We start from the raw sequence: 24560 nt of genomic DNA, 5'->3' as shown, positions 1-24560 counted from the left end.
GCTGTCCAAGTACGAGAATTCGGGTGCGCATGGCACTGACCCTCCCCCCGCACGCCGCCGATGTCAAGTTGGTGGGACAGGAGTCTCATTATGTGAGCGTAAAGCCGCTCCGCCTCCGAAGACGGCGGCCACACCGCTGGTGTACACCCCTGCGCCACCGCCGGCAAACGCCGGCTCCGCCGGGCCGTACGGCACGGGATAGTGGCCGGACGTGAGCGCCCGGCGCAGCCGGTACTCGTCCAGCGGACCGGAGAACGCCATGCCCTGGCCATGGGTGCAGCCCATCGCGCGCAGCGCCACGACCTGCTCGGGCAGGTCCACGCCGTCGGCGAGCGACTGCAGCCCGAGGTCGGTGGCGATGCGCAGCAGCCCACTGGTGATCTTGTGCAGCCGTGCCGACTCGACGACCCCCTCGACGAGACCGCGGTCCAGCTTCAGGACGTCGACGGGCAGCCGGCGCAGCGCCGTGATGGCCGCACAGCCGCTGCCGAGGCCGTCCAGGGCGACCCGCACCCCGATCCTGCGCAGGGCGCCGAGCCTGCGCTCCAGATCCTCCAGGGAGATCCTCGGCTCGACGCCCGACAGCTCGATCAGGAGGGCGCCCGAGGCCAGGCCGTGCCGAGTGAGCAGGGCCTCCACCGAGCCCAGCGGCAGGGACCGGTCGAGGAGGCGGCGGGCGCTCATCCGGACGGCGACGGGCACGGCGAGCCCGGTGGCCGTGCGCTCGGCGGCCTGCTCGACGGCCTTCTCCAGCATCCAGCGCCCCAGCTCGGCGGTCCTGTCACCGTCCTCGGAGACGCGCAGGAACTCCTCGGGCGTGAAGAGCACCCCCTGGGAGGAGCGCCAGCGCGCCTGGGCGCTGACCGACGCGATCCGGCCGTCCGCGAGAGACACCACGGGCTGGTGCAGCAGAGTGAACTCGCCGTCCTGCAGGGCGGACCGCAGCCGGGTGGCCAGCTCCGTCCTCCGTACGGCGTCCTGCTGCATCTGGGGCCCGTAGAGCTCGACGCGGCCCTTGCCCGCGGCCTTGGCCCGGTACATGGCGAGGTCGGCGTTGCGCAGCAGCTCGCCCGCGTCCAGGCCGGGCTCGGAGAAGGCCACGCCGATGGACGCGGCGACCCGGACATCGTTGCCGTCGATGTCGTAGGGCTGGGAGAGGGTGACCCGGAGCCGGTCGGCGAGTTCGAGGATGTGGCGTTCGCGCGCCGAGCGGTCGCGGGTGCCGTCGCCGACGATCAGGGCGGCGAACTCGTCCCCGCCGAGACGGGCGGCGGTGTCGCCGTGCCGCACCGCGTCCTGGAGTCTGCGGGCGGCCTGGACGAGCAGCTCGTCCCCGGCCTGGTGCCCGATCGTGTCGTTGACGGCCTTGAAGCCGTCGAGGTCGATGAAGAGGACGGCGGTGCCGCGGTCGGAGGCGCGGCGGCCGGACAGCGCCTGCCGGACGCGCCTGGTGAACAGGGCGCGGTTGGGCAGGTCGGTGAGCGGGTCGTGCTCGGCGTTGTGCTGCAGCTGTGCCTGCAGCCGCACCCGCTCCGTCACGTCCCGGCTGTTGAAGATCAGGCCGCCCTGGTGGCGGTTGACGGTGGACTCCACGTTGAGCCAGCCGCCGTCGCCCGACCTGAAGCGGCACTCGATGCGGGTGGTGGGCTCCTCCGCGTGGCCGGCGGTGAGGAAGCGGCGCACTTCGTGCACCACGCAGCCGAGGTCCTCCGGGTGGATGAGCGCGGCGAGCTCGGTGCCCACGAGTTCCTCGGCGGGCCGTCCGTAGACGCCGGCGGCGGCCGGCGAGACGTACCGGAGGATGCCGTTGGGCGCGGCGATCATGATGACGTCGCTGGAGCCCTGCACCAGGGAGCGGAAGTGGTTCTCCTTCTGCGCGAGTTCCTGGGTGAGTGTGATGTTGTCGAGCAGCATGATGCCCTGGCGCACGACGAGCGCGAGCACCACGGCGCCCGCGGTGATGAGCACCACGCGGTCGACCCGGTGGCCGTTGAGGACGTTGTAGAGGATCCCCAGGGTGCAGACCGCGGCCGCCAGGTAGGGCGTGAGCGCGGCCAGCGATCCGGAGATGGGGCGCGTGGCCGGATACCGGTCGCGGTCGGGGTCCTGCGGCAGTCCGCGGTCGGGGGCCGGGTCCGGGGCGGGCGGATGCGGGCGCCCTCCCTGGTGGTCCTCTCCGCGCGGTGCCGTGTGCCACCGGCCCGGTACGTGCTCGTGCACCACGCGCGTGTGCCCTCCGCCGTCCGGCTGCCCCGGCCGGGGGCCGACCCAGGGGGCATAGGCGAGGAGGAGCGAGCCGGAGAACCAGCCCGCGTCCAGCAGCTGACCCGAGTGGTAGTTGCTGTGCAGCAGCGGCGAGGTGAAGAGGGCGTCGCACAGCACGGTCAGGGCGAGCGCGCCGATGGCGGTGTTCACCGCGGAGCGGTTCACCGCCGAGCGCCGGAAGTGCAGGGCGACCACCATGCTGATCAGGGCGATGTCCAGCAGCGGGTACGCGAGCGAGAGCGCGGTGTGTGCCACGCTGGGGCCCTCGAACGTGGCCGCCTGGGCGAGCGCGAGGCTCCACGAGAGGGTGAGCAGCGAGCCGCCGATGAGCCAGGCGTCAAGCACGAGACATACCCAACCCGCCTTGGTGACGGGCCTTTTGGCGAGCACGAGCAGTCCTATGATGGCGGGCGGAGCGAAACAGAGGAAGAACAGGTCGGCGCAGCTGGGCGAGGGGACGGGACGGTCGAGGACGACCTCGTACCAGCCCCAGACGCCGTTGCCGAGCGCCGTCATGGCGGAGGAGAGCGAGAACAGCAGCCAGGCGGGGCGAAAACGGCCCTGACGGCTGCGGGCGTGGAAGAGGCACGAGACCGACGCGACACCCGCAGCGGCGCTCAGCCCGAAGTCACCCATGAAGAGCGCCAGCTCCCGGGAGCCCCAGCCGAGCGCGGAACCGACGGCGTAGGCCGCGCACACCAGGGCCACGGCGAGCGGCGGTACCAGGCTCGTCCGGTCTCTCCGCACCGGACGCCGGGCCAGCAGCGCTCCCGGGGAACTCACCGGGCCCTCCCGGTCCGGGGCACCGCCGCCTCCCGCCGGTCGCGGCGCGCTGGGTGGGCAGGCCTCTTGCGGCCGCCGGGCCGGCGGTGGTGATGGTGATGACCGCCGTGGCCGCCGTGGCCGCGTCTGCGCGTCGCCGCTCGCCAGAGTCGCCGCCCGCGGCCTCGCCGCGTCGGATGGTTGGTCCATGGGCCGTGCATCGCCGTCGCCCCCCTCGCGTGTCTCAAAATTCCATCCCCGGCGCCGAACCGTCGCGGCGCCACCCCTGTCGGGACGATACACCAGTCTCGTCACTCAGGGACATACTCTCTCTACGCTCCGTGACGAACAGGGGAGTTGCGTACACATACCGCGTACGAGGGACTGCGGAGTGTGCCCGAAGCGCGCACGTAGCGAGCGGGATTCGACGCGCGCGCCGGTGGTGCGACCGGAGGGCAGCCGAGGCAGGGGGCGCGGGCATGGCTGGAAACGTGCGCCGCACAGTTCTTCGCACGCCTGCCGCTTCTTTGCGCGCCGCCCGCGCCCACCCGCCGTCACGTGCCGGTCGTCCGCACCACGTTCGCCAGCGGTTCTCCCCGTGCGAAACGGTTCAGCTGGGCGCTCAGGAGGCGCTTGGCCCGGGGCCAGAACGCCGAGGTGGGACCGCCCACATGAGGGCTGATCAGAACGCCCGGCGCATGCCACAGGGGATGGCCCGCCGGCAGCGGTTCGGGGTCGGTGACGTCCAGGGCGGCCGTGATCCGGCCGGTCTGCAGCTCGGCCAGCAGCGCCTTGGTGTCGACGACACCGCCGCGGGCCACGTTGACCAGCAGCGCACCGTCCTTCATACGGGCCAGGAACTCCGCGTCGACCAGGCCCCGCGTCGCATCCGTGAGCGGCGTGACGAGCACCACGACATCGGCACCGGGAAGAAGTTCGGACAATCGGGAGACGGGATGCACAAGGCCGCGCGCCGTCTCCCGCTCGCGGCGCGCGACGCGCGCCACCCGCGCGAGTTCGAACGGCGCGAGCCGGTCCTCGATCGCGGCGCCCACGGACCCGTATCCGACGATGAGGACGGACTTGTCGGCGAGCGCCGGGCGGAACCCGGCCCGCCACTCCTCGCGATCCTGCCCGCGGACGAAGTCGGGGATGCCGCGCAGCGAGGCGAGGATCAGCGCCAGCGCCAGCTCGGCGGTGCTGGCGTCGTGCACCCCCGCCGCGTTGCACAGCCGCACCCCTCCGGGCAGCAGGCCGAGGCCCGGCTCGACGTGGTCGATGCCCGCGGAGAGGGTCTGCACGACACGGACGGATGTCATCGCGGACAGGGGACGCAGCGCGACCTCGCCGCCCTTCATATAGGGCACGACGTAGAACGCGCAGTCGGCGGGGTCGGCGGGAAAGTCCTCGTCACCGTCCCAGAAACGGTAGCCGAGGCCCTCCGGGAGCCCCTCTATCTCGTCGGCGCGGAACGGGAGCCACACATCATCGGTCATGGTCGGGAGGCTATGCGAAGGACCCCGCACCCCATTGGTTAGTTTGGGACGCGGGACGAGGGAGGACACGGCCAGGTGGAGCGCAGGACGATCGGCGCGGCAACGCTCGAAGTGGGGGCCGTCGGACTCGTATGCATGCCGATGAGCTGGGCGTACTCCGGTTCGCGGCAGCGGGGCGACGAATCGCTGCGGACGGTGCACCGGGCACTCGATCTGGGGACGACACTGCTCGACACGGCCGACATGTACGGGCCGTTCACCAACGAGCTGCTGGTCGGCCGGGTGCTGAGGGAGCGGCGCGCCGAGGCGTTCGTGTCGACCAAGGTGGGACTGCTGGTGGGCGAGCAGCACATCGTGGCCAACGGCCGCCCCGCCTATGTGAAGCGCGCCTGCGACGCGTCGCTGCGCCGGCTGCAGACGGACGTCATCGACCTGTACCAACTGCACCGCGCGGATCCCGAGGTCCCCGTCGAGGAGACGTGGGGGGCCATGGCGGAGCTGGTGCGGGCGGGCAAGGTGCGGTCGCTGGGGCTGTGCGCGGTGGGCGCACGGGGCGGGCGGCGGACCGGGACTCGGCTGTACGACGGCACGATCCGCCAGCTGGAGCGGGTGCAGCAGGTGTTCCCCGTGAGCGCGGTGGAGGCCGAGCTGTCGGTGTGGTCGGCGGAGGCACTGGACGCACTCGTGCCCTGGTGCGCGGCGCGCGGGATCGGCTTCCTGGCGGCGATGCCGCTCGGGAACGGCTTCCTGACCGGCACGCTCACGCCGGGCGAGGGCTTCGAGGCGGACGACCTGCGCGCCCGGCACCCCCGCTTCACGGCCGAGATGATGGCGGCCAACCAGCCGATCGTGGCGGGGCTGCGCCGGGTGGCGCACCGCCACGGCGAGGACGTCACGCCCGCCCAGGTGGCACTGGCCTGGGTCCTGGCGCAGGGGCGGCACGTGGTCCCGCTGCCGGGCGCCAAGCGGGGGCGGTGGGTCGAGGAGAACGCGGGCGCGGCCGGGCTGCGGCTGACGCCGCGGGACCTGGCGGAGCTGGCCGGGCTGCCGCCGGCGCAGGGGTCGTGGGACTGACCGGGCCGGAGAACGGTGGATGCGGCGGGTTCCGGCCGTCATGGGGAACGCTGCGGGCGCGAGCGGTGTAGGAAGGGAACAAGCCCCGCGTCGAAGGGACCTGGAACGTGCACCATCGAGCTGTGTGGGCCGTGTCGGCCGCGACCGCGCTCCTGCTGACGGCCGGCTGCTCGTCCGGCGGAGGCGGCACGCCGGGCGGCGGCAGGAGTGTCCCGCCGACGGGCACGGGACCGGCGTCGCCGTCCTCAGGGTCGCCGGCCGAGTCGACCCCGCCGGCGAGAGGGGCGGTCCGGGTGGTGCGTACGGTCGCCGGGAACCTCAGGACACCCTGGGGCCTCGCCCCGCTGCCCGGCGGCGGGCTGCTGGTCTCCTCCCGCGACGACGGGACGATCACGCGGATCGACGAGCGGACCGGCAGGACGACGGAGCTGGGTTCGGTGCCCGGGGTCGCGGCCGCCGGCGAGGGCGGTCTGCTGGGCATCGCCCTCTCCCCCGGCTACGCCTCGGACCATCTGGTCTACGCGTACCTGACGACGGACTCGGACAACCGCATCGTGCGCATGCTGTACGACGCGAAGAAGCCGGCCGGACAGCAACTGGGCGCGCCGGACACGGTCTTCAAGGGCATCCCCAAGGGCCTCATCCACAACGGCGGCCGGATCGCGTTCGGTCCGGACGGCATGCTGTACGCGGGCACGGGGGAAACGGGCGATCGGGGTCTGGCCCAGGACAGGAACTCGCTGGGCGGCAAGATCCTGCGCATGACCCCGGACGGACGGCCGGCCCCCGGCAATCCGTTCGTCGGCTCGCCCGTCTACTCCTATGGCCACCGCAACGTCCAGGGGCTGGCCTGGGACGGCAGGCAGCGGCTGTTCGCCTCGGAGTTCGGCCAGGACACCTGGGACGAGCTGAACGCGATCAGGCCGGGCGGCAACTACGGCTGGCCGGAGGCCGAGGGCCGGTCCGGCAATTCCGCGTACCAGGACCCGATCGCCCAGTGGCACACCGACGAGGCGTCCCCCAGCGGCATCGCCTACGCCGAGGGGTCCATCTGGATGGCGGGCCTGCGCGGCCGGCGGCTGTGGCGCATCCCCTTGAAGGGGACCCGGGCTTCCGCGCCGCCGCAGGCGTTCCTGACCGGTGCGTACGGGCGGCTCCGCACGGTGGTCGCGGCCGGCGGCGACAAGCTGTGGCTGATGACCAGCAACACGGACGGGCGGGGCAGGCCGTCGAAGAGCGACGACCGGATCCTGGAGCTGGAGGTGTCGTAGGGCGGGCGGCGCCGTTCAGGTCGCGTCGGCCTCGGGCTCGGCGGGAGCCGGGCCGGGCAGGCGGATGACCACCTTCCCCGACGCCAGGTCTATGGGGCCGCGGCCCGGGTCGCCGTCGGTCGTGTCCACGCGGGTCAGTTCCAGGCGCCGCTTCTCGTCGTGGGTGTGCTTGCGGCCCGGTGCGAACAGTTCCTCGAACATGTTGAACACGGCGCCTCCTCGGCCCGGATCCGGACAGCCTATGCCTTACCCCGCCGCCTGGACAGCGGCCGTCTCGGGCGGGAACAGCCGCAGCCGGTGGGCCAGTGCCGCCGCCTCGCCCCGGCCGGAGACGCCCAGCTTCGCCAGGATGTTCGACACATGGACGCTGGCCGTCTTCGGGGAGATGAACAGCTCCTCGGCTATCTTGCGGTTGCTGTGGCCGGCCGCGACCAGGCGCAGCACGTCCCGTTCGCGGCTGGTGAGCCCCAGGGACTCGGCCGGGTCGACGACGGCTGCCCGCCCGGCGGCACACGTCAGCGTGAGACGGGCCCGCCGGGCCAGCAGGGCCACCGCCTCGGCGAGCGGCCGCGCACCCAGATGGTCGGCCACCGCGCCTGCCAGCCGCAGCAGTTCCGCGGCACGGTCCCTCGCGTCCTCGTCGGCCCCGGCGGTCAGCAGGGACTCGGCGAGACGGTGGCGGACACGGGCGAGGTCGTACGGGCGGTCCAGGGGTTCGAACGCGGTCACGGCGTCCGACCAGGCACCGGGGTCCGCGCGTCCCTCCGCGCGCATCAGCTCGGCGCGCACCCACCGTGCGTACGCCTGCCACACCGGCACGTTCGCGACGAGCGTCCTGGCGGTGTCCCGGATCCGCTCCAGGGCCTCGGCGCGGCCCGGCTCCGCGCCGGGCAGGCCCCGGGCATCGGCCTCGGCGGCCGCTCCGGTGAGCAGCAGCGGCCAGCCGTAGCGCTGGGTGCCCGGCGGGAAACCGGCCGCCAGCACACGGCGGAGGGCGGTGCGGGCGTCGGCGAGGCGCCCCTCGCCCGCGGCGATGGCGATCTCGATGCGGACCAGCGGCAGCTCGTGCTGCGGCGTCACGTCGTGCGTACCGAAGTACCCGCGAGCGGCGACCAGTTGCCGCCCCGCCTCGGCCAGGTCGCCCCGGGCGAGCGCGAGATGGGCGTGGATAGCGGCCCGGAAGCCACGGGGTCCGGCGCTGTTGCTGACGCGCTCGGCGTTGACGCCCGCCTCGGCGGCCTCGTCCCACCGGCCGAGGGTGAAGAGGGATTCGCCGATATTGCCCCACACCCATGCCTCGGACTCCCTCAGCCCCAGGTTCCGGGTGACCTCGACCCCCTGGCGGAGCACCTCGAGTGCCTCCCGGGAGCGGCCGATGCCGTCCAGGTGCGACGGCAGGTTCACATGGACGCGCCCCGTGACGGAGGCGTTGCCGGCGGCCGCCGCCTGCTCCTTGACCTCGTACACCTCCGCGAGCCCGGTGTCGATGTCGCCCGACTCGATCATCAGGCCGCCCAGGGTGAGCCGTGCGTTCAGCTCGATGTCGCGGGCGTCCACCATGCGCGCGTACTCCACGGCGCGCTCGGCGGCCGTGACCGCCTCGGGACCCGGGACATGCACCATCGACCAGTTGGCGACCGCGGCGAGCACCTCGGCGTGCACCTCGGAGGGCGGCAGTCCGCGCACCAGTTCCTGGGCGGTGGTGAGCTCGTGCCGGCCGTCGCCGCGGGCCGTGTGCTGGACCAGCCGGGAGCGCTGCACCCAGAACCAGGCGGCGCGCAGGGGGTCCTTCTCCTCCTCCAGGAGGCGCAGGGCCCGCTTGGTGATCTTCAGGGCGCGTTCCCGCTGCCCGCTCAGCCGGCCGGCGACGGCGGCCTCGGCCATCAGGTCGAGATAGCTCAGGGGTGTGGTCGCCGGGCCGCAGCCGCAGGCCGGATACGCCTCGGCGTAGTCGAGGGGGCGCAGGTCGGCCCGCACGGCGTCGGGGGCGACGTCCCACAGCTCCATCGCCCGCTCCAGCAGCCGCAGTTGCTCGGAGTGGGCGTGCCGGCGGCGGGCCTCCACGGCGGCGTGGAGGACGGCGGGCAGGGCCTTGGCGGCGTCGTGCGCGTGGTACCAGTAGCTGGCCAGGCGGGTGGCGCGCTGGTCGGCCGGCACGAGGGTGGGGCCGGCCTCCAGCACCTCGGCGTACCGCCGGTTGAGGCGGGAGCGTTCGCCGGGCAGCAGGTCGTCGCTGACGGCCTCGCGGACCAGGGAGTGGCGGAAGCGGTAGCCGTCGCCGTCGGGCGTGGCGAGCAGGATGTTGGCTCCGACGGCCGCGCGCAGGGCCTCGATGAGGTCGTCCTCGGCGAGCCCGGCGACGGCCGCGAGCAGGCGGTACTCGACGGTGGAGCCGCCCTCGGCCACGATCCGGGCGACGCGCTGCGCGGTCTCGGGCAGCTTCTCGACGCGGACGAGCAGAAGGTCGCGCAGGGAGTCGGTCAGTCCCGTGCAGCAGCCCTCGTGGGCGGCCACCGCCAGTTCCTCCACGAAGAAGGCGTTGCCGTCGGAGCGGGCGAAGATGTCGTCGACCTGGGCCGCGTCCGGTTCGGCGGCGAGGATGCCGGCGATCTGGCGTTCGACCTCGGCGCGGGTGAACCGGGCCAGTTCCATGCGGCGGACCGTGCGGAGGCGGTCGAGTTCGGCGAGGAGGGGGCGCAGCGGGTGGCGGCGGTGGATGTCGTCGGAGCGGTAGGTGGCGACGACGACCAGGCGGCCGCTGCGCAGGGTGCGCACCAGATAGGCGAGGAGGTTGCGGGTGGAGGCGTCGGCCCAGTGCAGGTCCTCCAGGGCGAGGACGACGGTGCGGCGGGCGGCGACCTTTTCGAGCAGCCGGACGGTGAGCTCGAAGAGGCGGGCCATGCCCTCCTCGTCGTCGCGGGGGCCGCGGCGCGCCTCGCCCAGTTCGGGCAGCAGCCGGGCCAGCTCCTCCTCCTGCCCGGCGGCGGCCGCGGCGAGCTCCCCGGGGAGCTGCCGGCGCAGGGCGCGCAGGGCGGCGGAGAACGGGGCGAAGGGCAGCCCGTCGGCGCCGATCTCGACGCAGCCGCCGAGCGCGACGACCGCGCCCGCGCGGGCCGCGGCGGCGGCGAACTCCTCGATCAGCCGGGTCTTGCCGACCCCCGCCTCACCGCCGACGAGCAGCGCCTGCGGCTCTCCCCCCGTGCCGGACGCCCGGGCGGCGCCCCCGCCGGCGGCGCGGGCGAGCGCATCGTGCAACACCCCGAGCTCGTCGGCGCGGCCGACGAACACGGGACTGACGGACCTGGTCTCCACGCCCCCGAGGATGACACGGGGGTCCGACAACGCGGCACCGAATATCACCGGCAGGGTGCCCGGGCCGCCCCGCCGGGGCGTGATCGGTCCCGCCCTGCTCCCGGGCGCCGAGCGCGGCACGGCGGCCGCCCCGGACGGTGCCGGGGCGGCTTCCACGCCGAGGGTGCCGGGCTCGGCGGCCGCGCCGCCGTCCTCCCGTGGCCGCGCGTTCATGCGGCGCGGGCGAGGCGGGGGCGGCCGTGCCGAGCCCGGCCCTCCGGTTCGGGGTCTTCCCCGGTCGTGCGGGCGGCGCGCCGGCGGCGGAGCGCTTCGCGGCGCAGCCGGTAGGCGTCCGCCTGGCGGATCAGCTCGGCGGAACGGATCCGGTGGAGCTCGTACTGCAACATGGTGTGTCCCTCCGGGAGAGGTTCGGGGCTTCGCAGTTCTGCGATGCCTCGACCCTCGTCTCCCAGGGGGGTGCGCCGCATCGGGAGGTTTCCGCATCTTCCGCGGCGGCCGGGGCCTTAGACGCCCGCCGTGGGTCCCGGGTCCTCCCTAAGCATCGGGCGGAGGGCCTAGGACCCCCTCGGGGGCCGCACCGTTCAGCCGGCGGACGGCAGTCCGAGCAGGACGTCGGTGTACTTGAGGACGGCCAGGAACAGGCCGACGAGGCCGAGCGCCACGCCGCCCCAGGCGACCGACTTGATCCAGGGCTGCTGCGGCTTTCCGGGCACCCCGAAGGCCGGGCGGGCCAGCACCACGACGCCCACGATCAGCGCGGCCAGCGCGAACAGGCCGCCCCACACCGCCGTGGCGTGCCAGGCGTCGCCGTACACCTCCTTGACCTGCCGGGCGACGCTCGCCGACGACGACGTCTGGAGCTGGCCGACGAGGGTCTCGCGCGCGGAGGCCACCGTGCCGACCCAGCTGCCGCTCAGGGAGACGATGCCGAGCCCGGCGGAGACGACCGCCCCAGCCCCCTGGCCGACGCCGGAGGGGCCCTTCGGCGCGGTCTCCTCCGCGGCGGCCCCGCCGGAGCCGCCCTCGGCCTCCGGCTCCGTCGCCCCTGCCGCTTCCCCGGCCATGGCGGCCTCCGGCTTCTCGTTCTTCTTCGCCGCGGCGCCGTCTGCGGCCCCGGCCTCGTCAACTGTTGTGGTTCCCATGCCTCGCACCGTACGGACGCTGTCTGAGAGGTCTCTTAACGATCGTCGCGGGCGTCACGCGCGCGTGCCGCCCGCCATTCGGGCGCGAGCACCGACCACACCTCGGTGTCCTGGCGTACGCCGCGGTACAGATAGCTCTCCCGCAGCACGCCGTCGCGGCTCATGCCCAGCCGCCGCGCCGCGTTGACGCTCGGTACGTTCGCGGACGACGCGTACCACTCCACACGGTGGATGCCGCGCTCGTCAACCGCCCAGTCGATGAGCACCCGCATGCCGCGCGTCACCAGTCCCCGGCCGGTCGCGGCGGGCTCCAGCCAGCAGCCGACCTCGCAGTTGCCGCCCGCCGCGTCGAACACGCGGAACAGGAGGCCGCCGACCAGCTTTCCGTCCAGCCACAGGCCGTGCAGGCTGCCGGTGTCGGCGGCACGCTTGTCGGCGTAGGACTGCAGGACGGCCCGGGCCGAGTCGGCGTCCGTGGCCTGCGCCCCGAAGGGGATGTGCCGGTTGATGAACTCCCGCCCGCGGTCGAGGTGCGCCAGGAACTCCTCGGCGTGCCAGGGCTCCAGGGGGCGCAGTTCCGCTCCGTCGTCACCCAGGGATATCGCGTACATCCTGCTGCCGCTCCTTCACCGGTACGTCCACCGGCACGTGTTCGGCCACGCGCCGTCCCGGAATCGTCGCACGGCACTCGGGCGGCTCGATGCTGATACGCGGCAGCCGGCGCTCCAGCCAGGACGGCAGCCACCAGTTCGCGCTGCCGAGCATGTGCATCAGGGCGGGGACGAGGAGCGTGCGCAGCACGAAGGCGTCGAGGGCGACGGCCGAGGCGAGGGCGATGCCGAACATGGCGATCACGCGGTCGCCGCTGAGCACGAAGGCGAGGAAGACGGAGATCATGATGACGGCCGCCGAGTTGATCACCCGGCCGGTCTCGGCGAGGCCGACGCGGACGGCCCGCCGGTTGTCGCGGGTCTCCAGCCATTCCTCGTACATCCGGCTGACCAGGAACACCTGGTAGTCCATGGAGAGACCGAAGAGCACCGAGACCATGATCACGGGGAGGAAGGGCTCGATCGGCCCGGCGCGGCCGAGGCCCAGCAGCTCGCTCCCCCACCCCCACTGGAAGACGGCGACGACGACGCCGAACGCGGAGGCGACGGCGGCGACGTTCATCGCGGCGGCCTTGAGGGGTATGCCGAGGGAGCGGAAGGCGAGCAGGAGCAGCACGCAGCCCAGGCCGATCACCACGCCCATGAACAGCGGCAGCTTGCCGACGATCACGTGCGCGAAGTCGTCGTAACCGGCCGTGATCCCGCCGACGTGCAGGTCGAGCGTGGTGCCCTGCTCGGCGCGGGGCAGCACCTCGGAGCGCAGGCGCTGGACGAGGTCGCTGGTCTGCTGCGACTGGGGGGCGGAGTCGGGTACGACGGTGAGGTAGGCCGTGGTGCCGCCGCTGTTGTACGTCGCCGGGGAGACCGAGGCGACGCCCTCGGTGGCCGTGAGCGTGCCGCCGAGGTTGTCGAGGGCGAGTTTGTCCTGGGCGCCGTCGACGTGGGTGACCAGGGTGAGCGGGCCGTTGACGCCGGGCCCGAAGCCGTCGGCGACGAGGTCGTACGCCTGCCGTGTGGTCGTCGTCCTCGGGTCGTTGCCCTGGTCGGAGGTGCCCAGGTGCAGGGAGAGCGTGGGCAGCGCGAGCAGCGCCATGACGGCGACGGCGACGGCGCCCAGCTTCTTGGGGTGGCGTTCGACGAAGGCGGACCACCGGGCGGACAGCCCGGCCGGCACCTCCGGCTCGGGTCCGTGCAGGGCCAGCCTGCGCCGCTCGCGCCGGCTGAGGGCGCGGGGACCGATGAAGGACAGCAGGGCGGGCAGCAGGGTCACGGAGGCCGCGACGGTGAGCAGGACGGTCAGACAGGCGGCGATCGCGACACCGTTGAGGAAGCCGAGCCGCAGGATCAGCATGCCGAGCAGCGCGATGCACACGGTGGCACCCGCGAAGACCACGGCGCGTCCGGTGGTGGCGACGGCGCCCACGGCCGCCTCGGTGACCGGGGTGCCGCGCTTCAGGTTGCGGCGGTGCCGGGTCACGATGAACAGGGCGTAGTCGATGCCGACGCCGAGCCCGATCAGCAGGCCGAGCATCGGAGCGAAGTCGGCGACGGTCATCGCGTGCCCGAGCAGTCCGATGCCGCCGTACGCGGTGCCGACCCCGATCAGGGCGGTCGCGATGGGCAGCAGGGAGGCGGCGAGCGAGCCGAAGGCGAGGAAGAGGACCACGGCGGCGACGGCCACGCCGACGGCCTCGGCGAGGTGGCCGCCCTGTGACTGGGTGAGGCTGACCGCGCTGCCGCCGAGCTCGACCTGGAGCCCGTGGGTCTCGGCGGCCTTGGCGGTGTCGACGACGGCCGCGGCCTCGCCCTTGCCGATGTTCTGGGCCTCCTCACGGAAGGTGACCGTGGCGTAGGCGGTGTGGCCGTCCCGGCTGATCAGGCCGCTGTGGCCGCCCTCGTAGGGGCTGGTGACGGAGGTGACGCCCGGCAGGTCCGCGATGCGGTCCAGGGTGCGGGTCATCGTCTGCTCGACGTCGGGGGCGCGCACGCTGCCGCCAGGGGTGTGCCAGACCACGGTGTCGCTGTCGCCGCCGAGACCGGGGAAGCCCTCCTGGAGCAGCTGGGTGGCGCGGCCGGCCTCGGTGCCGGGGACGGAGTAGTCGTTCGAGTACGCGGACCCCGCGACGGACGCGCCGACGGTGATCCCGGTGAAGGCGATCAGCCAGAGCAGGACGGTGACGAGGCGGTGGCGGACACACCAGCGTGCAAGGGCTGCCACGAACGTGCTCCCTGAGCCGAATTGAGCATCCTTGACCGGGAACAGCCGCAAGTGGAACTGAACAGCCCGCAAAGAACGCGTGAGTAATGCACTTCCACTGTTACATCCGGAAGCGATCGTTTGTCGGGTTCGTGGGCCCGCTCACGTGAGTGGGATCCAAATCACAGGAGCCCCGGCACAACCGTGTCGTCCCGTGCGGCGTCCCCCGGACACGCCTCGGGGGCGGTGCACCGGATCCGGTGTACCGCCCCCGAGGCCCTGCGCCGTGCTCTCTCAGCCCTCGTCGACGCCCAGCTTCTGAAGGATCAGCTCCTTGACGCGGGCCGCGTCGGCCTGGCCGCGGGTGGCCTTCATGACCGCGCCGACCAGGGCGCCGGCCGCGGCGACCTTGCCGCCGCGGATCTTGTCCGCGACGGCCGGGTTGCCGGCGATGGCCTCGTCGACGGCGGCGGTCAGCGCGCCCTCGTCGGAGACCACCTTCAGCCCGCGCCGGTCGACGACCTCGTCCGGTGTGCCCTCGCCCGCGAGGACGCCCTCGATGACCTGGCGCGCCAGCTTGTCGTTCAGGTCGCCGGAGGCCACGAGCTGGGCGACCCGGGCCACCTGCTGAGGCGTGATGGCCAGCTCGTCCAGGGCCTTGCCCGACTCGTTGGCGTTGCGGGCGAGCTCGCCCATCCACCACTTGCGCGCGGAGGCCGCGTCGGCACCCGCCTCGATGGTGGCGACGATCGGGTCCAGGGCGCCGGCGTTGAGGATCGCCTGCATGTCGGTGGCCGAGACGCCCCACTCCTGGCGCAGCCGGCTGCGCCGCACCAGGGGCAGCTCCGGCAGCGCGGCGCGCAGCTCCTCGACCCACTCACGGGAGGGGGCGACCGGCACCAGGTCCGGCTCGGGGAAGTAGCGGTAGTCCTCGGCCTCCTCCTTGACACGGCCCGAGGTGGTCGTGCCGGTGTCCTCGTGGAAGTGGCGGGTCTCCTGGATCACGGTGCCACCGCCGCCGAGCACGGCGGCGTGGCGCTGGATCTCGTAGCGGCAGGCGCGCTCCACGGAACGCAGCGAGTTGACGTTCTTCGTCTCGCTGCGGGTGCCGAACGTGGCGGAGCCCTTGGGCATCAGCGACAGGTTCACGTCGCAGCGCATCTGGCCCATCTCCATCCGGGCCTCGGACACGCCGAGCGCCCGGATCAGCTCGCGCAGCTCGCGGACGTACGCCTTCGCCACCTCGGGAGCGCGGTCGCCGGCGCCGGCGATCGGCTTGGTGACGATCTCGATCAGCGGGATGCCGGCGCGGTTGTAGTCGAGCAGCGAGTGCTGGGCGCCGTGGATACGGCCGGTGGCGCCGCCGACGTGCGTCGACTTCCCGGTGTCCTCCTCCATGTGGGCACGCTCGATCTCCACGCGGAAGGTCTCGCCGTCCTCCAGCTGCACGTCGAGGTAGCCGTTGAACGCGATCGGCTCGTCGTACTGGGAGGTCTGGAAGTTCTTCGGCATGTCCGGATAGAAGTAGTTCTTCCGGGCGAAGCGGCACCACTCGGCGATCTCGCAGTTCAGCGCGAGGCCGATGCGGATCGCGGACTCCACGCCGGTCGCGTTGACGACCGGGAGCGAGCCGGGCAGGCCGAGGCAGGTGGGACAGGTCTGCGAGTTCGGCTCGGCGCCCAGCGCCGTGGAGCAGCCGCAGAACATCTTGGTCCTGGTGCCGAGTTCGACATGGACCTCAAGGCCCATGACGGGGTCGTACGACGCCAGCGCGTCCTCGTACGACACCAGGTCGGTCATGGTGGTCACGGTGAAACTTCCCTCTCAGCCCAGCAGGACGTCGTCGTCGCCCAGGCGCTTCAGCTCGCGGTAGAGGATGGCGAGGCCGGTGACGATGGCGGCGGCGGACACGGCGGCGTCGATCAGGCGCAGCGTGTCGTGTTCGAGGCGGGCCTTCTTGACCTGCTTCGCGACACTGATCGCGCCGAACGCGGTGGTGGCCATGGACAGGTACGTACCGGACTTGGACTTCTTGAAGCCCTTGGCCTTGGACAGTGCCTTACTCACAGCGACGGAGCCTCCTCGAGCAACGGGTGCCCCCACTGTTCCACGTAGGCGGCCTCGACGGCGGCGCCGACCTTGTACAGCCGGTCGTCCTTCATCGCCGGGGCGATGATCTGCAGCCCGACCGGGAGGTTGTCCTCCGGAGCGAGGCCGCAGGGCAGCGACATCGCGGCGTTGCCCGCCAGGTTGACCGGGATGGTGCACAGGTCCGCCAGGTACATCGCCATCGGGTCGTCGGCGCGCTCGCCGATCGGGAAGGCGGTGGTGGGCGTCGTGGGCGACACGATCACATCGACCTGCTCGAACGACTTCTCGAAGTCGCGGGTGATGAGCGTGCGGACCTTCTGCGCGGAGCCGTAGTACGCGTCGTAGTAGCCGGAGCTGAGGGCGTACGTGCCGAGCATGATGCGGCGCTTGACCTCGGGGCCGAAGCCCGCCTCGCGGGTGACGGAGGTGACCTCCTCCGCGGAGTGCGTGCCGTCGTCGCCGACGCGCAGGCCGTAGCGCAGTCCGTCGAAGCGCGCCAGGTTGCTGGAGCACTCGCTCGGGGCGATCAGGTAGTACGCGGCGAGCGCCAGGTCGAACGAGGGGCAGTCCAGCTCGACGATCTCGGCGCCCAGTTCCCTGAGGAGGGCGACCGTCTCGTCGAAGCGCTGCAGCACACCGGCCTGGTAGCCCTCGCCGCGGAACTGCTTGACGACGCCGACGCGCATGCCGGCCACGCTGCCGTTGCGCGCCGCCTCGACGACCGGCGGGACGGGAGCGTCGATGGAGGTGGAGTCGAGCGGGTCGTGCCCGGCGATGACCTCGTGCAGCAGGGCGGCGTCCAGGACCGTGCGGGCACAGGGGCCGCCCTGGTCGAGGCTGCTGCTGAAGGCGACCATGCCGTAGCGGGAGACGCCGCCGTACGTCGGCTTGACGCCCACCGTGCCGGTGACGGCGGCGGGCTGCCGGATGGAACCGCCGGTGTCGGTGCCGATGGCCAGGGGGGCCTGGAAGGAGGCGAGCGCGGCGCTCGAACCGCCCCCGGAGCCGCCGGGGATGCGGGTGAGGTCCCAGGGGTTGCCGGTCGGGCCGAAGGCGCTGTTCTCGGTGGAGGACCCCATGGCGAACTCGTCCATGTTGGTCTTGCCGAGGATGACGACGTCGGCGGCCTTCAGCCGCTGGGTGACGGTGGCGTCGTACGGCGGGATCCAGCCCTCCAGGATCCTGGACCCGGCGGTGGTGGGCACGCCCTCGGTGGTGAAGATGTCCTTCAGCGCGAGGGGCACACCGGCGAGCGGGCCCAGTTCCTCACCGCGCTCGCGCTTGTCGTCGACGGCGCGGGCCTGTGCGAGGGCACCCTCGCGGTCGACGTGCAGGAAGGCGCGCACCTTCTCGTCGACGGCCTCGATCCGGGCGAGGTGTGCCTCGGCGACCTCGACGGCGGTGAGCTCGCCGGACGCGATCTTCGCGGCCGTCTCGGCGGCGGTGAGCCGGATGATGCTGTTCTTGTCCGTCATGGCGGGTTACTCCTCCCCCAGGATCTGCGGCACCTTGAAACGCTGCTGCTCCTGGGCCGGGGCGCCGGACAGCGCCTGCTCGGGGGTGAGCGAGGGACGGACCTCGTCCGGGCGCATGACATTGGTCAGCGGCAGCGGGTGGGAGGTCGGCGGTACGTCTTGGTCGGCGACCTCGCTGACGCGGGCGACCGCGCCGATGATGTCGTCGAGCTGGCCGGCGAAGTGGTCGAGCTCTTCGGGCTTCAGCTCCAGACGCGCCAGCCGGGCGAGGTGGGCGACCTCCTCGCGCGTGATGCCAGGCATGCAGCGATCCTCTGGGGTGAGTGTGTGTGGTTTGGCCCAATCCTATGGGTCCGGGCCCCGTGCCCGTGAAACGGTTTCCCCCGCTCCGCCCCTCAGCGGCGCCCCTCCCAGGCGGCGCTGCGCAGGAAGTGGTTGTCGTACAGCTCCTGCACCTCCAGCAGGCTCTCCGGGGTCACCTCGCCGAGGGCCACGCGCTGCAGATGGCGGAAGTACTCGAAGCGCTCGACGCCCGGAGTGATCACGACGAGGATGTCGGCGTCGGCCCCGGGCACGGCGGCGAAGGCGTGCGGCATGCCGGGCGGGACGACGACGAGGTCGCCGGGCCCGGCGGTGACGATCTCCTCGCCGGAGAGGAGTTCGGCGGCCCCGTCGAGCATGAAGAACATCTCGGCGGAGTTGTCGTGCCAGTGCGGTCGGGCGCCGTCCGCGCCCCCTGTGAGCGTGATGCGCTGGGTGGACAGCGCCCCGCCGGTCCGGCTGCTGTCGGCCAGCAGCCGGATGGTGACGGGGGCGCGGCCGACCACCTCGGCCTCGGCGTCACGGACGATCACGGTCGAGTCGAACTGCGGGACGATCAGCGACATGGCACGGCTCCCTGTCTGGTTCCGGGCGTTCCTTCCGGGCGGTCGTCCCGCATGCGCGGCGGACGCCTCCCGGCCCAGGCCCGTGAGCGCCGGCTCGCCCTGCCGGCCGGGCACCTCGCCGGGGGGGAGCCGATCACGCGCGGGCGCGCCCTCCGGGCGTGCTAGCCGAGCCGCCCCTGGTCGTCCGCGGCGGCCGCAGGCAGTGCGGCCCTGGGGCGCTGCCATCCGCGGGAGCCACGGGCCAGCAGCCATGCCGTGGTCTCCTCGGCCGGCATCGCGGCGGCGACCAGCCACCCCTGCACGGCGTCGCAGCCCAGGTCGCGCAGGTGCTCCCAGGTCTCGTCGTCCTCGACTCCCTCCGCGACGACGAGCAGGCCCAGCGAGTGCGCGAGGTCCACGGTGCAGCGCACGATCTCCGCGTCCTCCGCGTCCACCGCGAGCCGTGCCACGAACGAGCGGTCGATCTTCAGCTCGCTCACGGGCAGCCGCCGCAGATGCACCAGCGACGAATACCCCGTGCCGAAGTCGTCCAGGGACATCTTCACGCCGTGCCCGGCCAGCCCGGCGAGCGTGTCGGCCGCCCGCTGGGGGTCCTCCAGGAGCACATGCTCGGTGATCTCCAGCTGCAGCGCTCCCGCGGGCACCCCGTGCCGGGCCAGCCGCGCGGCCACCGAGCCCGCGAAGCCCGGCGTGTGCACATCCCGCGGTGAGACGTTCACGGCCACCGGCACCTCCAGGCCCTGTGCCCGCCACCGCGCCACCTGGCCGAGCGCCGTCTCCAGCACGTACTCCGTCAGATGCGGCATCAGCCCGGAGGACTCGGCGATCGCGATGAACTCGTCCGGCGGCACCTTGCCCCGCTCGGGGTGCACCCACCGTACGAGTGCTTCGAGGCCGGCGACCTTCCCGTCGAAGCGGACCTTCGGCTGGTAGTGCAGCTGGACCTCGTGCGCGTCCAGGGCGCGCCGCAGATCCCCGAGCAGACCGAGCCGGTCCGGTGTGTTGGAGTCCCGCTTGGACTCGTACACCTCCACGCCCGTGCGGTCCCGCTTCGCCTGGTACATCGCGACGTCCGCCCGCTGCAGCAGCCCCTCCGCGTCGAGCGCGTGGTCGGGGAAGACCGCGACGCCGGCGCTGGCCTCGAGGACGAGCGTGAGCCCGTCGAGGTCGAGCGGCGAACCGAGCGCCGCGACCAGGTTGCGGGCCGCCCGGGACGCGGACGTGGTGGAGTCCGCGACCGGCAGTAACACCGCGAACTCGTCCCCTCCCAGGCGCGCCGCCTCCGCGCCGCGGGGCAGCGCCAGCCGCAGCCGGTCGGCGATCTGCAGGAGCAGCCGGTCGCCGGCGAGGTGGCCGAGGGTGTCGTTCACCGACCGGAAGCGGTCGAGGTCGATCAGCATCAGGGCGGCACGGGCCCCGACCCGCTCCGCGTCGTCCAGGGCCGTCCAGGTGCGCTCCAGCAGCCACTGCCGGTTGGGCAGCCCGGTCAGCGGGTCGCGCAGCTGCTCCTCGGCCCGGGCGCGGGCGATCCACAGGGTGGAGTCGAGGGCGATGAGGGGGATCGCGAACAGCGGCAGCAGGACGGGGAGCGCCACCGCGACGACGCAGATCAGCGGCGCGATGCCGAGCAGCGCGACGGCCACGAGCCCCTGCCGGACCAGCGCGGTGCGGGCGACGGTGGGCAGCCCGCCGGAGCGGGGCGCGTGCAGGTACCACAGCAGCACCCGGGTGACCGCGAGGTAGGCGGTGGCGACGAGGACCACCTCGGGGGCGGCGTAGACGGTCCAGCTCTGCGGATTCCAGGGCGTCTCGACGGTCGGGACGTTCCCGAAGGCGGCCAGGACGAGGGCCCCGGCCCCGATGCCGAGGATGTCGACCGCGCCGTGCAGGATGCCCTGCCGCCAGCGGCCCAGCCGGGCGATGCCGACCAGGACGACGACGGTGAGGCTGACCATGCCGGCGGGCACCCAGCCGTACAGCAGCAGGACGGCGAGGGTCAGGGCGGCGCCGGAACCGGTGCCGCCCCACCAGCGGGCGCGGCCGAGCGCGACGAGGTGGCCGACGATGATGCCGGTGAGGACGGCCAGGGACCAGCCGACGGTGCCGCACGGGAAGAGCGCGTGCTGTCCGCCGAACGCGCGATAGAAGCCGGCGCCGAGGACGAACCCGGCGGACGCGACGACCGCCGCGGGCAGCGCGGGCCACGACATGTGCCGCTCGCCGTCGTGACCGGGCAGGGCCGGCGCGCGGCCGGTGACGATGTCCCCGGGGCACAGGGCGACGCCCTGCAGGGGCCCGCCGATTGGGGCGCTTCCGAGCGCCGCAGCGGTGCCGGGGGCGGCACGGGGTGCGGGAGTGACCCCGGAGACGGTGCCCGGCACGGCGCCGCGGCCGCCCGCGGCCACACGCGCCGGCAGCCGCACCGCCCGGCGGCCCGCCCGCCAGACGCCGGTCATCCGGCGCAGGCGCAGCCGTGAGTCCGAGGCGACGCTCTCGGTCGGTTCCATTCCCGTCCCTCTCACAGCCGGCGGTGCCCACGCCACACGGCCCGCTGCCCGACGAACCGTCAACGGCACCGCGTCTGAAAACCCACCACGCGACCGGGCACGGCAGGCGCACATCTCAACAGTAGGCCGCGGAACGCGTCCACGGGCAGCGGTCGTCGACGGTTGCCCGAATGCGCCCCGGTCACCCCTATGCATCCGATATGCGCCGAACGGGTGATCTTCGCCCCCTACTCCCCGGCCCGAAGCGCGACGTCCGCCGCCGCTTGCGGTCCTCGCTCCAGCAGCACGGCGAAACCGTCCTCGTCGAGCACCGGGACCTTCAACTGGACCGCCTTGTCGTGCTTCGACCCCGGGTTCTCGCCGACCACGACGAACGACGTCTTCTTGGACACCGAACCGGTGACCTTCGCCCCGCGGCTCTGCAGCGCCTCCTTGGCGCCGTCGCGCGTGTACTGCGCGAGCGTTCCGGTGACGACGACCGTGAGGCCCTCCAGCGGGCGCGGCCCCTCGTCCTCGCCGGAGCCCTCCTCCTCCATGCGGACGCCCGCGGCCCTCCACTTGCGGATGATGTCGCGGTGCCAGTCCTCGGCGAACCACTCCTTGACGGAGCGTGCGACGATCTCCCCCACGCCGTCCGTGTTCCTCAGCTCCTCCTGGGTGGCCTGATCGATGCGGTCGATCGAGCGGAAGGCGCGGGCCAGCGCCTCCGCAGCGACCGGGCCGACATGACGGATCGACAGTCCGGTCAGGACGCGCGCGAGGGGGCACTCCTTGGCGGCCGCGATGTTCTCCAGCATCGCGATCGCGTTCTTCCTGGGCTCGCCCTGCTGGTTGGCGAAGACCGTGGCGATCTTCTCCTCGCCGGTCTTCGGGTCGCGCTTGGGCAGGCCGCTGTCCTGGTCCAGGACGTACGCCTTGATGGGCAGCAGCCGGTCGACGGTGAGGTCGAACAGGTCGCCCTCGTCCTTCAGCGGCGGCTCGGCGGGCTCCAGGGGCCTGGTGAGGGCCGCCGCGGCCACGTACCCGAAGTGCTCGATGTCCAGTGCCTTGCGGCCCGCCAGGTAGAACAGCCGCTCACGCAACTGGGCGGGGCACGTGCGCGCGTTCGGGCAGCGGAGGTCGACGTCGCCCTCCTTCATGGGCCGCAGCGGCGTGCCGCACTCGGGGCACTCGGACGGCATCACGAACTCGCGCTCCGTGCCGTCGCGCAGATCGACGACCGGGCCGAGGATCTCCGGAATGACGTCACCGGCCTTGCGCAGCACCACCGTGTCGCCGATGAGCACGCCCTTGGCCTTGACGACGTCCTGGTTGTGCAGGGTGGCGAACTCGACCTCCGAGCCCGCGACCGTGACCGGCTCGACCTGCGCGTACGGTGTGACCCGGCCCGTGCGGCCCACGCCCACGCGGATGTTGACGAGCTTCGTGTTCACCTCTTCCGGCGCGTACTTGTACGCGATCGCCCAGCGCGGGGCGCGTGAGGTGGAGCCGAGGCGGCCCTGGAGCGGGATCTCGTCGAGCTTCACCACCACCCCGTCGATCTCGTGCTCCACGGAGTGGCGGTGCTCGCCGTAGTACGCGATGAACTCCCGTACGCCGGCGAGGTCGTCGACCACCCTGTTGTGCCGGGCGGTGGGCAGGCCCCAGGAGTGCAGCAGTTCGTACACCTCGGAGAGGCGGGCGGCGCCGTCGAGGCCCGCCAGGGCGCCGATGCCGTGCACCACCATGTGCAGCGGCCGGGTGGCCGTGACGCGCGGATCCTTCTGGCGCAGGGAACCCGCCGCCGCGTTGCGCGGGTTGGCGAAGGGCTTGTCGCCGCCCGCCACCAGGCGGGCGTTGAGCTTGTCGAACTCCTCCATCGGGAAGTACACCTCGCCCCTGATCTCGACCAGATCGGGGACGCGGTGGCCGCGCAGGCGGTCCGGGATCTCCGCGATCGTACGGACGTTGGGGGTGATGTCCTCGCCGGTGCGGCCGTCGCCGCGGGTCGCCGCGCGGGTGAGGCGGCCGTGCTCGTAGGTGAGGTTGACCGCGAGGCCGTCGACCTTCAGCTCGCACAGGAAGTGGTACGCGGAGGTGCCGGTCTCCTTGGCGACCCGGTCCGCCCAGGCGGCCAGCTCCTCGTCGTCGAACGCGTTGTCCAGGGAGAGCATGCGCTGCCGGTGCTCGACGGCGGTGAAGTCCGTCGCGTAGGCCCTGGCGACCTTCTGGGTCGGCGAATCGGGGGTGCGCAGCCCGGGATACCGCTCCTCGAGAGCTTCCAGGGAGCGCAGGAGCCGGTCGAACTCCGCGTCGCTGATGACGGGAGCGTCCTTCACGTAGTACCGGAAGCGGTGCTCCTCGATCTGCTCAGCGAGCTGCGCGTGCTGCTCCCGTGCCTCGGCGGGCACCGTCGTCTCCGCTTGCTTGTCGCCGGCCACCGTGTCGTCCTCCCGTCACTCTGGGTTGTCCGCGAGGGATCTCGCCGCCCGGACGCAGTGGGCGAGCGCCCTGCGCGCGTAGTCCGGGGAAGCGCCCGCGAGCCCGCACGTCGGCGTGATGGTGACCGCGTCCGCGAGAAGCCCCGGACGCAGGCCCAGCCTGCGCCACAGCGTCCTGACACCCATGACGCTACCGGCCGGGTCTGACAACGGGGCGTCCGTGCTCGGCACCACTCCGGCGAAGAGCCGGGTACCCCCTTCCACGGCCTCCCCGATCGCCTCCTCGTCACGCTCGGTGACGATCGAGAGGTCGAAGGAGACCGCGGCCGCGCCCGCCCTGCGCAGGAGCGCGAACGGGACGTCCGGCGCGCAGGAGTGGATCACGACCGGGCCGCCGGAGTGCACCCCGACGAGGTCCCGCAGCGTGGCCTCCACGACCTGCCGGTCGACGGCCCGGTGGGTCCGGTAACCGCTCGCGGACCTCACCTGCCCGCGCAGCACCGCCGTGAGCGACGGCTCGTCGAGCTGCAGCACGAGCCGGGCTCCGGGCACGCGCCGCCGCACCTCGTCGAGATGGAGCCGCAGGCCCTCGGCGAGCGACCCGGCGAGGTCGCGGCAGGCACCCGGGTCCGACAGCGCCGCCTCACCGTTCCTCAGCTCCAGGCCGGCGGCCAGCGTCCACGGCCCCACCGCCTGCACCTTCAGCGGCCCCTCGTACCCCTGGGTGAACTCCTCCAGCGCGTCGAGGTCCTCGCCGAGCCAGGAGCGGGCCCGCTTGGTGTCCCGCCCCGGCCGGTCCCCGAACCGCCAGCCGCTGGGCTCCACGCGCGCGTACAGGTCGACGAGCAGGCCGGCCGTGCGCCCGATCATGTCCGCGCCGGGCCCCCGGGCGGGCAGTTCGGCGAGGAACGGGAAGTCCTCGAAGCTCCCGGTGGCGGTCTTGGCCGCCTCCCGCGCGTCGCCGCCGGGCAGGGACCCGACGCCGGTGGCGGCGCCGAAGGTGAACTCGCTGTTTTCACTCACCTGGGCAGCCTACGGAACGGCCCGGCG

The 24560-nt window shown here is 73.0% G+C and carries 18 protein-coding genes; 2 read left to right on the top strand and 16 right to left on the bottom strand.

All coding sequences use genetic code 11. The features are described 5' to 3' along the window. Positions 1–63: 63 nt before the first annotated feature. The gene (locus ACZ79I_RS28365) at positions 64–3237 is read right to left on the bottom strand and encodes a putative bifunctional diguanylate cyclase/phosphodiesterase (RefSeq protein ID WP_471500714.1); all 3174 of its coding nucleotides are present in this window, start codon (positions 3235–3237) and stop codon (positions 64–66) included. A gap of 344 nt (positions 3238–3581) precedes the next feature. Next, complete coding sequence (locus tag ACZ79I_RS28360) at positions 3582–4523, bottom strand: 2-hydroxyacid dehydrogenase (RefSeq protein ID WP_471500712.1); 942 nt, start codon at positions 4521–4523, stop codon at positions 3582–3584. A 75-nt stretch (positions 4524–4598) separates the two neighbouring features. Here ACZ79I_RS28360 and ACZ79I_RS28355 point away from each other — a divergent pair, with 75 nt between their 5' ends. Beyond that, the gene (locus ACZ79I_RS28355; protein WP_471500710.1) at positions 4599–5597 is read left to right on the top strand and encodes an aldo/keto reductase; all 999 of its coding nucleotides are present in this window, start codon (positions 4599–4601) and stop codon (positions 5595–5597) included. 107 nt (positions 5598–5704) lie between these two features. Continuing rightward, complete coding sequence (locus tag ACZ79I_RS28350; protein ID WP_471500708.1) at positions 5705–6868, top strand: PQQ-dependent sugar dehydrogenase; 1164 nt, start codon at positions 5705–5707, stop codon at positions 6866–6868. Positions 6869–6883: 15 nt separating this feature from the next. Here ACZ79I_RS28350 and ACZ79I_RS28345 read toward each other — a convergent pair whose 3' ends face one another. The 14 genes from ACZ79I_RS28345 to ACZ79I_RS28280 form a co-directional block, all read right to left on the bottom strand. Beyond that, positions 6884–7078, bottom strand: a complete 195-nt coding sequence (locus ACZ79I_RS28345) for a DUF6191 domain-containing protein (RefSeq protein WP_471500706.1) — start codon at positions 7076–7078, stop codon at positions 6884–6886. A gap of 36 nt (positions 7079–7114) precedes the next feature. Continuing rightward, positions 7115–10192: a helix-turn-helix transcriptional regulator gene (locus ACZ79I_RS28340; protein WP_471505290.1), complete on the bottom strand. Its 3078-nt coding sequence runs from the start codon at positions 10190–10192 to the stop codon at positions 7115–7117. Between the two features lie 197 nt (positions 10193–10389). Further along, the gene (locus ACZ79I_RS28335; protein ID WP_471500704.1) at positions 10390–10566 is read right to left on the bottom strand and encodes a hypothetical protein; all 177 of its coding nucleotides are present in this window, start codon (positions 10564–10566) and stop codon (positions 10390–10392) included. A 195-nt stretch (positions 10567–10761) separates the two neighbouring features. Further along, complete coding sequence (locus ACZ79I_RS28330; RefSeq protein ID WP_471500702.1) at positions 10762–11322, bottom strand: hypothetical protein; 561 nt, start codon at positions 11320–11322, stop codon at positions 10762–10764. A 35-nt stretch (positions 11323–11357) separates the two neighbouring features. Next, positions 11358–11933 (bottom strand): GNAT family N-acetyltransferase, encoded by a 576-nt coding sequence (locus tag ACZ79I_RS28325; RefSeq protein WP_471500700.1) that lies wholly within the window; start codon positions 11931–11933, stop codon positions 11358–11360. Next, positions 11911–14151 carry an MMPL family transporter gene (locus ACZ79I_RS28320; protein ID WP_471500698.1) on the bottom strand — a complete coding sequence of 747 codons (2241 nt, stop codon included), beginning with the start codon at positions 14149–14151 and terminating at the stop codon, positions 11911–11913. Before ACZ79I_RS28320 ends, ACZ79I_RS28325 begins: the two co-directional genes overlap by 23 nt. 273 nt (positions 14152–14424) lie before the next feature. Further along, positions 14425–15939 (bottom strand): Asp-tRNA(Asn)/Glu-tRNA(Gln) amidotransferase subunit GatB, encoded by a 1515-nt coding sequence (gatB, locus tag ACZ79I_RS28315; protein WP_471500696.1) that lies wholly within the window; start codon positions 15937–15939, stop codon positions 14425–14427. A gap of 15 nt (positions 15940–15954) precedes the next feature. Then, on the bottom strand, positions 15955–16197 hold the full coding sequence (locus ACZ79I_RS28310; protein WP_471500694.1) for a hypothetical protein: 243 nt from the start codon (positions 16195–16197) through the stop codon (positions 15955–15957). Then, entirely contained in the window at positions 16194–17696 is a 1503-nt protein-coding gene (gene gatA, locus ACZ79I_RS28305; protein WP_471500692.1) for an Asp-tRNA(Asn)/Glu-tRNA(Gln) amidotransferase subunit GatA, read from the bottom strand. Before gatA ends, ACZ79I_RS28310 begins: the two co-directional genes overlap by 4 nt. A gap of 6 nt (positions 17697–17702) precedes the next feature. After that, positions 17703–17999 carry an Asp-tRNA(Asn)/Glu-tRNA(Gln) amidotransferase subunit GatC gene (gene gatC, locus ACZ79I_RS28300; RefSeq protein WP_004925108.1) on the bottom strand — a complete coding sequence of 99 codons (297 nt, stop codon included), beginning with the start codon at positions 17997–17999 and terminating at the stop codon, positions 17703–17705. A gap of 92 nt (positions 18000–18091) precedes the next feature. Then, the gene (locus ACZ79I_RS28295) at positions 18092–18583 is read right to left on the bottom strand and encodes a cupin domain-containing protein (protein WP_471500690.1); all 492 of its coding nucleotides are present in this window, start codon (positions 18581–18583) and stop codon (positions 18092–18094) included. Between the two features lie 161 nt (positions 18584–18744). After that, positions 18745–21090, bottom strand: a complete 2346-nt coding sequence (locus ACZ79I_RS28290) for a putative bifunctional diguanylate cyclase/phosphodiesterase (protein WP_471500688.1) — start codon at positions 21088–21090, stop codon at positions 18745–18747. A 227-nt stretch (positions 21091–21317) separates the two neighbouring features. Beyond that, positions 21318–23510: an NAD-dependent DNA ligase LigA gene (gene ligA / locus ACZ79I_RS28285; RefSeq protein WP_471500686.1), complete on the bottom strand. Its 2193-nt coding sequence runs from the start codon at positions 23508–23510 to the stop codon at positions 21318–21320. Positions 23511–23525: 15 nt separating this feature from the next. Further along, positions 23526–24533 (bottom strand): methionine synthase, encoded by a 1008-nt coding sequence (locus tag ACZ79I_RS28280; protein ID WP_471500684.1) that lies wholly within the window; start codon positions 24531–24533, stop codon positions 23526–23528. Positions 24534–24560 lie beyond the last annotated feature (27 nt).

The organism is Streptomyces sp. PSU-S4-23 (assembly GCF_055632315.1).
Note: the sequence above shows the minus strand (reverse complement) of the source record. Positions and strands in the feature narration are given on the sequence as shown.